Origin of the sequence: Paenibacillus sp. Soil787 (assembly GCF_001429545.1) — a bacterium.
GTDB lineage: Bacteria > Bacillota > Bacilli > Paenibacillales > NBRC-103111 > Paenibacillus_E.
Map to the genome: position 1 here is coordinate 1 of NZ_LMSP01000031.1, position 13578 is coordinate 13578.

At 45.3% G+C, this 13578-nt stretch carries 14 protein-coding genes and 1 riboswitch; of the genes, 1 reads left to right on the forward strand and 13 read right to left on the reverse strand.

Annotated features, from left to right (window positions below; all coding sequences use genetic code 11):
* Nucleotides 1–810: 810 nt before the first annotated feature.
* From lepB to ASG93_RS23420, 6 genes are all read right to left on the reverse strand, one after another.
* A complete protein-coding gene (gene lepB, locus ASG93_RS23395) occupies nucleotides 811–1359 on the reverse strand; it encodes a signal peptidase I (protein WP_056835815.1) in 549 nt (182 codons plus the stop codon).
* Between the two features lie 26 nt (nucleotides 1360–1385).
* Nucleotides 1386–2033: a response regulator gene (locus ASG93_RS23400; RefSeq protein WP_056835817.1), complete on the reverse strand. Its 648-nt coding sequence runs from the start codon at nucleotides 2031–2033 to the stop codon at nucleotides 1386–1388.
* 58 nt (nucleotides 2034–2091) lie between these two features.
* Nucleotides 2092–3153, reverse strand: a complete 1062-nt coding sequence (locus tag ASG93_RS23405) for a sensor histidine kinase (protein ID WP_047679489.1) — start codon at nucleotides 3151–3153, stop codon at nucleotides 2092–2094.
* Nucleotides 3154–3202: 49 nt separating this feature from the next.
* The gene (gene liaF, locus ASG93_RS23410) at nucleotides 3203–3865 is read right to left on the reverse strand and encodes a cell wall-active antibiotics response protein LiaF (RefSeq protein ID WP_056835819.1); all 663 of its coding nucleotides are present in this window, start codon (nucleotides 3863–3865) and stop codon (nucleotides 3203–3205) included.
* 175 nt (nucleotides 3866–4040) lie between these two features.
* Nucleotides 4041–4667 (reverse strand): PspA/IM30 family protein, encoded by a 627-nt coding sequence (locus ASG93_RS23415; protein WP_056835820.1) that lies wholly within the window; start codon nucleotides 4665–4667, stop codon nucleotides 4041–4043.
* A gap of 27 nt (nucleotides 4668–4694) precedes the next feature.
* Nucleotides 4695–4985, reverse strand: coding sequence for a hypothetical protein (locus tag ASG93_RS23420; protein ID WP_056835822.1), 291 nt, complete (start codon nucleotides 4983–4985; stop codon nucleotides 4695–4697).
* Between the two features lie 162 nt (nucleotides 4986–5147).
* Nucleotides 5148–5300: riboswitch (cyclic di-AMP (ydaO/yuaA leader) on the forward strand.
* Nucleotides 5301–5304: 4 nt separating this feature from the next.
* Here ASG93_RS23420 and ASG93_RS36975 point away from each other — a divergent pair.
* Nucleotides 5305–6096, forward strand: a complete 792-nt coding sequence (locus ASG93_RS36975; protein WP_056835824.1) for a stalk domain-containing protein — start codon at nucleotides 5305–5307, stop codon at nucleotides 6094–6096.
* Between the two features lie 163 nt (nucleotides 6097–6259).
* Here the strand turns inward: ASG93_RS36975 and ASG93_RS35985 are convergent, their stop codons facing one another.
* The 7 genes from ASG93_RS35985 to moaA all read right to left on the reverse strand — a co-directional run bounded on the left by ASG93_RS35985 (nucleotide 6260) and on the right by moaA (nucleotide 13516).
* Nucleotides 6260–6430, reverse strand: a complete 171-nt coding sequence (locus ASG93_RS35985) for a hypothetical protein (protein WP_200984520.1) — start codon at nucleotides 6428–6430, stop codon at nucleotides 6260–6262.
* An 82-nt stretch (nucleotides 6431–6512) separates the two neighbouring features.
* On the reverse strand, nucleotides 6513–7721 hold the full coding sequence (locus ASG93_RS23430) for a DHH family phosphoesterase (protein ID WP_056835826.1): 1209 nt from the start codon (nucleotides 7719–7721) through the stop codon (nucleotides 6513–6515).
* A 93-nt stretch (nucleotides 7722–7814) separates the two neighbouring features.
* On the reverse strand, nucleotides 7815–8825 hold the full coding sequence (locus ASG93_RS23435; protein WP_156411013.1) for a CapA family protein: 1011 nt from the start codon (nucleotides 8823–8825) through the stop codon (nucleotides 7815–7817).
* 30 nt (nucleotides 8826–8855) lie between these two features.
* Nucleotides 8856–9803 carry a PIG-L deacetylase family protein gene (locus ASG93_RS23440; protein WP_056835829.1) on the reverse strand — a complete coding sequence of 316 codons (948 nt, stop codon included), beginning with the start codon at nucleotides 9801–9803 and terminating at the stop codon, nucleotides 8856–8858.
* 137 nt (nucleotides 9804–9940) lie between these two features.
* Complete coding sequence (gene eis / locus ASG93_RS23445; protein WP_056835831.1) at nucleotides 9941–11131, reverse strand: enhanced intracellular survival protein Eis; 1191 nt, start codon at nucleotides 11129–11131, stop codon at nucleotides 9941–9943.
* A 99-nt stretch (nucleotides 11132–11230) separates the two neighbouring features.
* Nucleotides 11231–12490, reverse strand: a complete 1260-nt coding sequence (gene glp, locus ASG93_RS23450; RefSeq protein ID WP_056835833.1) for a gephyrin-like molybdotransferase Glp — start codon at nucleotides 12488–12490, stop codon at nucleotides 11231–11233.
* A 21-nt stretch (nucleotides 12491–12511) separates the two neighbouring features.
* Complete coding sequence (gene moaA / locus ASG93_RS23455) at nucleotides 12512–13516, reverse strand: GTP 3',8-cyclase MoaA (protein ID WP_056835834.1); 1005 nt, start codon at nucleotides 13514–13516, stop codon at nucleotides 12512–12514.
* Between the last annotated feature and the right edge of the window lie 62 nt (nucleotides 13517–13578).

Here is a 13578-nt window from a genome sequence, read left to right on the forward strand (position 1 = left end):
CGACAATTTCTCTGAGTTCTCAATAGACACTGTAGCGAACATCAGGCTCAAATAGCCTGAAATATCACTCGTCGATATGAAAAATTACTTAATTTGGAAATGACATAAATCTGTCGCCAGGCAGTGACCTGCAAAACTCAATTCGTCGGACAGACTCCTAGCGTCCGGTGGCGACAGATCCGACGACCTTGCGCACAATTTTTGTGCGCTAGCGTCCGGTCGCGTCCGATCCGACGACCTTGCGCACAATTTTTGTGCACTAGCGCCCGGTGGCGGCGGATCCGACGACCTTGCGCACAATTTTTGTGCGCTAGCGTCCGGTGGCGACCGATCCGACGACCTTGCGCACAATTTTGTGCGCTAGTATTCCTTCTCTCCATACTACCAAATTTACCAAAAAAATTAGAAAGGGAGCATCCTCATGCTCTACCTCGAAACTTATACTTTAAAAAAGACCTCTCAGCTGCCAATTACGGCGTATGAGGTCTGGGTTGAGGGCTGAGAAGGACGTTTCCGACTTCTTAGCGATCTTTCGCTGGCGTCTGCTTCGCCAGAGCGCAGAAAAAGACCTCTCAGCTGCCAATTACGGCGTATGAGGTCTGGGTTGAGGGCTGAGAAGGACGTTTCCGACTTCTCAGCGGTCTTTCGCTGGCGTCTGCTTCGCCAGAGCGCAAAAAAAGACCTCTCAGCTGCCAATTACGGCGTGCGAGGTCTAGGTTGAGGGCTGAGAAGGACGTAAAATTCTTAATGTCAAAAGCGACCCTCGAATGAGTTCATGCACAAGCATGCTCACCCAGAGGGTCGCTTTCTTTAGAATAGCTTCTTACCTAATACATGATCAAGAGGGATATATCCGATCACTCTGCTATCCATACTATTATTTCGGTTATCTCCCATCACGAAAATATGATCGGCAGGCACCGTCCATTTCTTATTTCCGTTAGCTTTCATTGCCTCGTTAATGTAAGGCTCGTCGAGAGGCACACCGTTGCGATACATCTTATCGTCCTTGAGCTCTAATTGATCTCCTGGCTTGCCAATCACCCGTTTGATCCAGACATGTTTATCATCACCACTCGTAAATAAACTGAGCAAAGGGCTGTCTAACAAGTCGTTCTTGAATGTTCTCTTGAGATCGACTCTGGAGTCGATAATTACAATATCTTCATACTTCGGTTCATAATTAAATGTATGAGAAAGCTTTGATACATACACGCGTTGACTGTCATGCAGCGTCGGATCCATGGAATGTCCCATAACCTTTGTGGATTGGAACACGAAAACACCAAGAAATACGACTAAAATAAACGAAATGGCAATGGAACCAAACCAACTCCAAATTTGCTTTAATAGATTCATTCGTATCGCTCCCTTGTGACTATTTGCTATTCAGCCAGACCATGTTTAAAGGCATAGATGGCGGCTTGTGTTCGATCTTCTACACCTAGCTTGGCCAGAACATTGGTGACGTGAAACTTTACCGTTTTCACACCGATAAACAAATCATCCGCTAGCTCTTGATTCGATTTACCTTTGGCAATCAAGCGAAGCACTTCCATCTCACGATCGGTTAACTCTTCATGCGGCTCCGCTGCCGGCTTGGGCTGACGAAAGCGATTCATAATCTTGGAGGCAACTTGAGACTCCAGAATGGACTGCCCTTTAGCCGCCGCTCTTATCGCCTGGGCGATCTCGGAGGCGCGTGACGTTTTGAGCAAATAGCTAAACGCCCCAGCTTCTATCACAGGATACATTTTCTCATCATCTAAGAAGCTCGTCAACACAATGACTTTGCAATCGGGGTAAAGCTGCAGCAGCTTCCTTGTCGTTTCGATACCGTCCATGCCTTCCATGACCAAATCCATGAGCACGACATCCGGTCGATATTCCTGTGCTAGCCGAATGCCATCATGACCATTGCTGGCTTCCCCGACCACTTCAATACCATCCTCTGTTCCTAGTACGGCTGCAAGCCCGATCCTGACCATTTCGTGGTCATCGACAAGCAAAACCTTAATCAACGCGTCCTCCATTCGCTTCTCCTCTCGTTAGAAAACTATTTTCGCCATGATATGATAGCTATGGTAGTAATTAACTTTCAACTGCATATTCAGTAGCTAATATAGGCACACGAATTTCAATACGCGTACCTCGATCAGGCGCCGTAATAATATCCACAGAGCCGCCGATTTCATTAACCCGCTCCTTCATGGACACGATACCATATGATGTAAGCTTCTTAGCATCTAATTCAAAGCCCACCCCGTCATCGCGTATCGCAAGCCGAACACCGTCAGGACGATGCAGCAGCTTTACTTCCAGCTTGTTCGCTTTAGAATGACGCAGCGCATTAGAAAGCGCCTCTTGTACAATACGGAATAAGTGATCTTCAATCCCCTTATTCAAGCGGATATCCTCGTCCATATCCCAAGTAATCGCCATGGGTACTTTAGCCGCAAGCTCCTTCAGAAGCTCAACAAGTCCTTCGGACAGTCGTTTCCCTTCCAGATGAATAGGTCTTAAATGCAGAAGCAAGGCTCTCATTTCCGATTGGGCAACAGAAGCCATCTCCTCGATGAGATGAATTTGCCGTTTAGCCTTCTCGAAATCTTTATCCAATGTCCGCCCGACTGCCGTTGCCGTCATCGATATCGCGAATAATTGCTGGCTCACTGCATCGTGAAGCTCACGCGCCAATCGCTGTCTTTCTTCAATCACGGCAGAAAGCTTGGCTTTCTCCGCAAGCTCCGCATTATCGTTAGATAAGCGCTGCAGGGAAGTAACCTGCTCTTCCCAGCGCTTCATAATACGGCCTAACTGATCACCCAGGCGCCCGATCTCATCTTCCCCGTTCTGGAAGCCGCCGCGGGCAAACGTCCCTTTTTCGAGTAAAATCATCGTTTCCATCATCGGCTCCAGCCTCCGAGTAATTCGGTTGCTATTCCAGAAACCATACACGGCGCCAATGCCGCCAATGACCAAAATCGTTATGAATGTAAACTTAACGCCCTCTTGCCAGCTCGTAAATGGCACAATCAGATTGCGTGAATTCAAAAAATAAATGATCGCGCCAAACACAACGAAACTAAAGATGATCGATTCACTCATGCTGCGCCATATCATATTCGTTAATCGTCGTTTATAGCCGTCCAATTAGTGATGAACCTCCTCGAGATCTTTACGCATGCCTGCGCGCACATTCTCACAATAGTTTGATCTTGATATCTCCTACGATGTAAGAAAGCACAAGTTTCACGCGGTGATCGCAGAGTTCATAGTTAGGGGACTGCCAGACCAGCTTGTTCATAATCCCTGACTCACGCTCATTCGCAACTTGAATCTGCCCGAACGAGATGGAAGCTGTGACAGCGACACCGATATCCTCCGGCACTTTTATATCTACATCTCCTACAACGCCTTGCAGGATGACCGTGGTTTCCTTTTGCTCCAAAATCGCAAGTGAAAGATCAATGTAGGTTTCTCCAATAATGTACCAAGTTGAACTATTGCGTAAAATCCAAGGCTCACGGCCTAACCGGACGCTATCCACCAATTTCTGCTTTTGCATATACGTGTCGTCTTTGTGTACTTGCTTAGATCGTATGAAAAACAAACCTAGCGAAATTAAAACAATAGAGAACACGATGGTAATATGATCACCAAATAAAATCACTGCCCCTATGCCTATCAGTACATAACCTTTGCGCTCTTTGCGTGAACGGACCCGATGAATGCCTAGCAAGACGAGGATAATGGCAAGAATGGGGAAAAAGCCTATCGTATGATCTAGAAGCAAAAAAAGACCGGCTCCAATCAGCACTAGTGCTGTATTGCGGTTACGGTTGCTTTTAGTTTCTTCTCCCATCGCTGCACCTCCTCTGGCTGACTTTTAAAATTAGTTCATATAGATTCTTAGCATACCATAAGAATGGACGACCTCCAAGATGCAAATCCTTGCGCGGCAAGGCTTCCGCATGAATCATGGAGGTCAAGGGCACTTCTAGCGCCTCCTTACTAGGCGCTGGAGGGATAACACGCGGCTATTTCTTGCCGCGCGGGTCGGTTTCATCGCTGGAGCGATGCTGCTGCCACTCCTGCTGGAGCTTGCCGCGCAGCGTACGTAGCTCCTGCTGAAGGTTGCCGCTGGCTTCCTTCAGCGTCTCTTGCGACAGGCGGCTAGCCATACGCAGCCCCTGCAGCGCTTCCCGGCCGAGCTCGCGGCCGGTCACTTCCAGCTCGCGCCATGCGTCGCGAGCCTCTCGCTCATGCAGCCCGCTGCTCGGCGGCTGCATCCCTTCGGCTGCGTGCCCCGCACGCAGCCCGCGCAGTTCATCCGCGAGCGCCAGGCACACGTCCTGGCTGCTCGCGTACTGCGCGCGGTAGAGCTCGCAAGCGGCTTCCTCGCGCTGCTTCTCTTGCAGCGCTAGCCGCGCGAGCTCTTCATCGCCGGCGCGCATCGCCAGCTCGGCTTGCTCGCCGCGCAGCTGCGCCATCTCCTCTGCGTTCACAATGTGGCGTCGCAGCTCAATGGTTCGCTGCAGCGCCTCCTCATAGCGCTGTTCCAGCTTGTCTATCACGCTGTCCCCCCGTTCATGCTGCTCAAACTTGCCGGCTGTTTCTTGCCATGCGGCTTCAGCTATTTTGCCAATGCGATTCAATATATTCATAAAGTTGCACCTCCTTTTTCTTGAAATTTAAAATTCATTTCGTTTCTTCAATAAATGAAATCCATACCATACTAAACATACTGCGAACGCAATCGCGATAAAGCCCGATAGTTTAGTGACCAATATCAATCCGCCAAAGCCGGCGATAAACCATCCAATTTTCTTCCCATTCTGAATGCCTACATAGCCTAATCCAAGCATAGCTGCCGGGAATAACAGTCCCATTAAATGAACATGACCACCAAACTGATGCAGACAAATAAGTAAACCTGCTGTGATTAAAACCAAGGCCAAACCTTTCGAACGATCCATACTCATTTTGCTTACCGCCCTTCACGTATTCTTCATGCTTCTATCGTACCTGAAACCGATAAACGTCAAAACGGACTCGCGACTGTTTTTGTACCTAGACCTAAGTCTAGTACATTCTAAGACCTCTATCCATATTTTGGTCGTTGTCCCGCCGGTCCTCGAATGCTAAACTATTTGAAGCCGAGTCCGGTGCACAGACAAAGTGCCGGTACGGGGGACGATTTACATGGGGTGAATATTTGCTCGCAGGTGGAGCAGACTAGGGAGAACCTTCTTCCCGAACCCGTCAACTAACCTCGAAGGCTCATTGAAGGAGGATTACCAATTGCATACCATTACTAAAGGGTTAACTAGCCTTGCTGTGTCTTTAACAGTGTTGGCAGGAGGCTTTCTTTCCCCATTTACGGCGCATGCCGCTGAGATGGATGTGAAAGTGCAAGTCAATGATGACTTGGTTCAATTTCCGGATGCTCAGCCATTTCTGGATGACAATCATGCTACCCAAGTACCGATTCGTTTCGTAACGGAAAAGCTTGGTTATGACGTGAAGTGGCAAAAAGAAGGCGATGAGATCAAGGTCATGCTAAATAACAACAAACATTCGATCACCTTAGTATCGGGACAAAAAGAAGCTGAAATCGATAATAACCGTGTCGAGATGGACACACATGCGGAATTCCAAAATGGACGCGTATACGTGCCTCTTCGTTTCCTGAGCAAAGCATCCGATATTCCCGTTCAGTGGGACGCTAGCAGCAAATTAGCTATCCTAAGTAAAGATGGCAATCAACATGCGCCAGATTATGAATTGTTTCAATCTACGGCCTATTCAGCAGATCCATCTGAGAATGGCGGCTACGGAGCTATAGATTACATGGGTAATCCGTTAGGTATTGGAACCGTTGCTGTAGATCCTTCCGTGATCCCTCTAGGATCTAAGCTCTATATTGAAGGTTATAATTTCAACGGCCTTCCTGCAGGCGGCATGTATGCTTATGCAACAGATACAGGCGGTGCAATCAAAGGCAAACGTATTGATATTTTTATCCCAGGATCCAAACAATCCTTGAAGAAGTTTGGTTTCCAAACCATTAAAGTGTACAAACTATCCAACTAAATGGCTGAAATAAAAAAAGCTTGGTTTCTGAGATTATGTTCTCAAGAAATCGGCTTTTTTTTATTTATGGCAGAATGGCGGATCCACTTCTCCTTCTGCTAATACTGCACCAGAAAGGCTGCTCTCCCATCATATCGTGATGAGAAGAGCAGCCCGCAGTTACTTAAACTTGATTTTTGGGGATACCATTTAAACTTGGGACGTAATCAGGTGCCTCATTGCTCGATAGCGTTTGAGCTTCTTCCATGAAATTAGCGTTATTCTGCTGATTTTTTTTCTTATCTGCTTTGTTATCTTCGCGGTCATGCTTGGGATCGGCGTCATTTTTGGGCATAGCATTCACCTCCATTGTCTCATAGTTAGTATGAGAAGGCGGCTTGCATTTTATCCCAGTTATCTGGAACTGGCGCTGCTCTTTATATGACTGAACTATCCTCCGGGGTTTTAGTTTTTCTTGCCGCCATATGCTCCATTAGGAATGAAACATACGTTTCGTCCCGAACTAACCAAGCTGCATACTCCCTTTTAACATAACGTTCTGCCTCTTCAAAAGTAGAAAAATGCTGGTTGGATTCGACCCCATCCACATCGACTTCCCATCTGCCTCCAGAAGGAAAAATAAACACTTGTTGTTCATTTCTATTCTCATAAAGTGATCCATAAACCGAATTTTTCGTGTTAAATGTATTTTTGTTCGCATCTGAACGAATGGGTTCCATCGGAAATGGCTTCGCTACATACCATTGATAGGCTTCTTCAGTCATAGAGCACCCGGAAGCTTTAGCATGGCCTCCTCCTCCATAAAGACCAGCAATTTCCGAGACGTCGATGTGATCGTGAATCGTTCGAAAGCTTATCTTTTTACCGCCCATATTCATGATTGCGATGTAATCCAGATGAGGGTTTTCTTTGCCCAAATCGTTTCCAAGTTCAGAATGATAGGATTCCGCATGAACAATGCCTACATGATGATCATCTATACGGGAGTGAATGATTTCTCTCTTTTTTCTGCGCACATAGCGTTCGATTTTTTCTTCTTCCATGTCCAAAATTTTTTCTTCAAAGGGATCGAATACAAAGTTCTCGCTTTGCTGAATGCGAGTCACCATTTTTTCCTCGAATTCTTCGATGGAAATTAGATAAAAGAGATCGTTTAATCGCTTAGCCTTGATGTATTCATTTTGTTCCCATTCCCATGTATCATACTGACGGACTAATTCGACGAATTCATCTAATCCCTTCCTTGGCTTCAACAATCCGTTCTGGATCAGATACTCATAAAATAGAGAAGTTGCAGAAGCGAGTTTTCCATTTTCATAAGCGATCTGAACCATTCCCCACGGATATTTGTTTAAATGAAGCGAGGTTTTATGATGATCAATCAGTTTTACTTTTCCACCCGATTTCGCAAACTCGTTAAGTCCATGTTCATTCGTTTCATCCACGGATAAGTCGGTAATAAACAAATAGCTCTTTTTTCTGGATTTTTCTAAAAAGCGTTTTACTTGTAAATTCAACCCTCCGACAGAGTTATATCGAATTTCTACCTTTTCACCAAATGCTAATCGAGCTATGATACCGCAACCTACTCCATCGAGATCATTATGAGTATACAAATGATACAAGGGCACACCCTCCTGTTAATGATTTCCATTAACCTACCCTTGATTAAGTCACTTTATTCGGTCACCTAGGCTAAATTTGCATCAATCTATCCATTATATCCCCTTCAAAATTTTGATCGAATGCTCTACCATTTTTTTCATTCGTTCTCGCTGATTTGCATTTAATTTCGGATTATTTTCACTCAACGCTTCTCGAATTGGGATAACTTCGGTTGTTTTGCGACCGTTATTAAGTTTTCGATGCACCAAAGTCGGGATACAATGAATCCCGCTTATGCTTATTTTTCCTTCTTCATCTTTTTTGACATTCATATTAAGAATTATGCTGTTCTGTGTATATTGGTTATTCTTTAATTTAGTAGATATAAAATTACCTAACGAATAAATAACGAATTGTTTCTTCCCTCGAGTGGTTAACGGTTGAAGAACATGCGGGTGCGATCCCAGAATAATATTCGCTCCATGTTTAAACAAAAGCTTAACCAATTGCTTCTGCTGCAAGTTTGGAGAATGGCTGTATTCGTTTCCGAAATGTAAATATACGATCGCCAGATCTACATTTTTTTTCAAATTATGAATATCCTGAACGATTTTTTTTGTTTGAACCCGATTAACCATCCAGGGTTTACTTGTTGGTATAGGAATACCGTTGAGCCCATTTGTATAGGAAAGGATTCCGATTTTTATACCTTTAATTTCCTTGATAAGATATTCCTTGGACCCTTTTACGGAGTTAAATGTACCGGTATGATGAATCCCATTTTGATCTAAAATCCGCAGCGTTCGAAGCATTCCTTCGGTGCCGAAATCCATACAATGATTATTTGCCGTTATTAGTACATCGAAACCGGCTCTCTTAAGGGCTGGTGCCAGTTCATCCGGACACTTGAATAATGGACCATTCGATTTTTGGCGTGCTCTTCCCTTTTTTCCGGCAAAGGTGGTTTCGAGATTTCCGATCGTCAAATCCGCTCGCTTCAGGTACGGGGCTACTTTTTTTAAAAGAGGGTCAAACAAATACGTTCCGTTAGGCAGTTTAGCATCAGAGATGATGTAACGTTTTACCATAAGATCTCCAACGGCAGCTATCTGAATTTCAGTCAAAAACATTCGCCTCCTCTAATTTTGCTTATACTAGATCTTCCTGCTCGTCGAAAAATTTTTCTTAGCTACTTTTGTAGACCCCACCCAGAAAAATTCACTACCTCTAAGTAAACTACGATCTCGTGGGCTTACATCGAATTGAGACGGTTCTAATTGAAATGCCCTCTTTTTTCTCCTTAGTTCGGAAACATTTAATATCAATTGTCGAATCCGTGGAGACAATAACTGTTGCGGTGGTACAAACTCCCCTCGCTTCGGAAAATGGGGGAAATGAATTAAATAACTTAATATGAATGGCTTAAGACAGGTCCCTCTTATAGCGTCCAATGTGAGCAGTCTCGCAGCTTTATGATCAGGGTTGGTGTCATTGGCTAAATTCATAATGATGGTTCTAGGTCGCACACGATTTAGAATGGTACGAATGAGTTGAACAACCACCATTTTTGAGTAAGGCGCATTCCGAACAAAAGCAAATGGATAAGAAGCAAGTGATAAAAGAGTGCTCTTGGAACGAAACACTTTTCCTGGAGTTGGACTTTGGGCTATTTGCAACGTTCCTCCATCCGGGAATGAAACGAAGAAAAGATGACTTTGAGGTATCCCTAAAGAAGCTTCGGCTTTAATAGCCTCGATATGTCGAATTCGACCAAGACGAATGAATGATTGAGGGGTCAATGGAGCTTTAAGAAATCTGGTAACGGAAGCCCTATTCGCATCACCGTTGGTGAGGTATAGAACATATATTTGCTTTCCGAGACCGCGTGCGCGCTGGATTAAGCCGGCTGATCCTAAAATATCGTCGTCCGGATGCGGTGAAATGATGAGAATCGGGCTACGAAGACTCTCAACATTGAGTTTTTGAAACATTTCCTCTACTCCTTCAAAAAAATTTCGATGTGGAATATTTCCATTCTTTTGCCCTTGCTTGATTTTTCTCAGACATTTCTTATTCGCTCCTTGAACCTTCTGCTCTTCCAAGGATAAAGTATTCATAAAAACAAGCTGAAGTGTGGGTTTGAGAACAAAAATTACTCGATAGAGGAAGAATGAAGGCTTGAAAATATCAAAAAGACGGCCCTGGGACTTTTACCAAGGGTACCGTCTTTTTTCATCTTTTAAAAGAAATCCGCTAAATAAGTTGTCCGCCGCGGAATGGCATCTTCCAACCGGCTAACAAGTTCATCAGAGCCTTGAAGACGCTCGATCCGGGCCATAAAGCCTGCTTTCTGATAACCTATGAACAAGGCCGTCAACGTCTGTATGTTACAGCTAAGTAGCTGGTCCTCTCCAGGCATTTCATCTTCAGATAACTTCGCTACGACGGCCGCCTTCCCATTATCAGTAAACTGTAACCGGTAAACGCCTTGGTTCCAATCTGCATGACCGTCTGAAATATGTAGAAATATGGTTTCCGCTCCATCGCGAGCTTCAAACACATACTCCGTCAGAAAAGCTTCTACATCCACAATTCTCGCCGAGAAATAAGTAATCTTTTCTTGTTTAAACTTTGGATCGTGCACCAGAAACGGAAGTTGGTCATCTACAGGTGCTTTCACTTCGACTTTGGTGATCATCGAATCATGATCTGCAATGAATTTCCATAAGCCGCGTCTTGCTTCCTCGTCAAGAAAAACCAACTCATGGATGGTCGCCGCCGAGTCCTTTACTTGGTAAAATACATAGCCCCGCTGTTCCCCTTGAGCGTTCGTATAGACGGCAGCTGTGCCCTTTTTAAATTTCATATAGCGATTATTCCACCAGTCCGCATCCCGCTCCATCATGCCATTGTATGCTTTTGCAAACTCAGCGTAGATTGGATTCAGAATCTCTTCGCTTTTGGCTACGCGTAAGATCGAACTACCCTCTGCGGCTTGAAACCTGGGAAGCTTATCGACAGGAATTTCATATTTCAAATAATCCACATAGGTTTCCCAGCCATATTTACGATAAAACTCAAACTTAAACGGCGCAAGAAAGGAAACCGTCTGCCCCTGCTCTCTCATTGTTTTAAGCGCTTGAACCAGAAGCTGTCCCACCATCCCATTGCGTCGGTACTCAGGCCATGTGGCTACGCCCGCAATACCGCCCATCGCGAAGCTCTTCCCGTTAATCCAGGTTCGGAAGTTAAGTAAGGTAAGCTTTGCGGCCATATTGCCATCAACGAAATAGCCCCACATTTGATTAGGGTCCGCAGAGCTTATCCTCTCTGCTTTTTCCTCAGCAGTAAGCTCATATTGAAAAGCAAACTCAGAGAGAGAAAAGCTCTCTAGAATCTCCTCTTGCCGCAATGTACGAATTTCATTCATTTCAAATCACCTCATTTCGGATTGACCAGCTTTTAAAAAAAGCAGCCTACCTTCAACGACTTCTCAGGCGGAAGTTCAGCGATAAGCAGGCCATCTTTATTATATAGGATAAATAATCACGCGTTCGTCTCTTTCGAATCCCTTACCTCCGGCAGGTAAATGAATCAAACAATCTGCATCTTTGATAGAAACCATAATACTGGACTTATCAATACCTGATGGCTTAACCTTCAGACACCCATTGTTATCCACATGCATCGTTCCTCTGACATAACGCGGGTAAGCGGAACCTTTATCATATTTCACGTCCAACTTAGCGGTTATCGCTTCTGGATAAGGCGAGTGACACCCTGCCATCGCTTGAATCAGCGGTTTGGCAAACAGCTCAAACCCAACGAATGAGGCGCCCGGATTACCGGACAAAGCTAACAGTAACCGATTGTTCCATAGAGCTGCACTCGTCGGAGTGCCTGGCCGCATGGCCACTTTGTTGAACAGCAGCTTGCCCTCAAATCGTTCAAAGACATCAACTAGAACGTCGTAATCACCAACGGAAACACCGCCGGATGTAAGGACTAGGTCGACTTTGGGGAAAGTTCCCTGCAGTGCCGCCTCCACCTCTTCTACATCGTCCGAAAGCGCCTGCATGATCACCGCAGATCCCCCAGCAGCTTCCACCTGCGCCGCCAGCATGTAGCTGTTACTGTTGCGAATTCGTCCCGGCTGCAGCGGTTCTGCCACATTCAACAACTCAGAACCTGTTGAGAAAATGGCGACCTTCGGCTGCCGATAAACGGATACTTCCGAGTAGCCAAAAGTGGCCAATATCGCCGCTTCGCCAGGACCAATCTGTGTTCCTCTCTCAAGCAAGATATCCCCTAAAACGATTTCACCGGCTACTGGGGTTATATTGCTTGCTGCAGCTATGTTTTTTTTGATACTCACATGGTGGGAGGTCATCTCCGCATCTTGAAGAGTATCCGTCATCTCCAGCATAACGACAGCATCCGCACCATCAGGAACAGGAGCTCCTGTCATAATACGAGCAGCCATACCAGATTGGATGGTTAGCTGTGGAACCGTTCCGCTAGGAATTCGCTCTATAACACGCAATACAATTGGAGTGTCTGGTGTAGCTTGCTCAATATCCTTTGAACATACAGCATACCCATCCACACCTGATCTGCGAAAATGAGGTACCGGGTGATCGGCATAGATGTCTATGGCCAGCCTTCTACCGAAAGCTGAAGATAGCGGAACGGACTCTATAGGTGTGTATTTAACGTGTTCGAAAAGTAGGCTTCGGGCTTCCTCAACCGAAATAACTTTACGCCCAAACTTAAGTTTAGTATCGCTCACAAACGTCTGTTCCTCCTAAGGTCATCCGCCAATTTGCGACATCCGGCGAAGTGTTGGTGTATGAGACTGCTCTTCATTCATCAGTGCCTGAGCCATCTCGTGATTTTGTGGTTTGATATCCAAAGCGCGGAAGAACAAATCTTCCACCGCTGAGTCATCTCCGATATATTTTCGCACATTAAATTCATCCGACCAATACAGACATGGCTTCACATTACCATCCGCTGTTAGTCGCAGACGATTGCAGGTCTCACAGAAGTGATCGCTAATTGGATGTATGAGGCCAAATGAGCCTAACGCTCCGTCAATTCGAAAGTTCTGAGAGGGACCATTGCCATAAACGGCGTCCGATGCTGAAGCATGCCAACCCTTCGCCTTACAGCGTTCTAAAACAGTTGTTAGGGATAAATAACGGCTTTTCCAATCATCGTCTTGGTGACCAATAGGCATGTACTCAATAAATCGAACCTGAATAGGACGGTCAATCGTCATTTGCAAAAAGTCTTCAATTTCGTCATCGTTAATGCCTTTCATCAAGACCACATTAATCTTAATCGGTGTAATGCCCACGCGGTAAGCTTCTTCAATACTAGCCAGAACACGATGAATATCGCCGCCTCTAGTAATCAATGAGAACCGATCCGCTTTTAATGAATCCAAGCTAATATTAACACGGGTTAACCCTGCTGCTCGAAGCTTTTCAGCCCTCGATGCAAAGTAAATCCCATTCGTAGTCAGAGCAATATCTTCAATTCCGGGAATTTGAGAAAGCATACCGATCAATTGCTCCAAGTTTTTGCGCACAAGGGGCTCTCCGCCGGTTAATCTCAACTTACGAACACCAAGCCCAGCCAGTACACGGACAACTTCCGTAATTTCCTCGAAAGTTAACAGCTTTTCATCCGGTTCAAATTCCATTCCTTCTTCAGGCATGCAGTATACACAGCGCAGATTACAACGATCTGTAACAGAAATTCGCAAGTAATCATGCATCCGTCCGAATCGATCCATAAGCAGCTTCGGCATAGGAGTTCACCTTCTCTCTACGTACATTATGGCATATTTCATAACAAAATCCTAGATTCCTT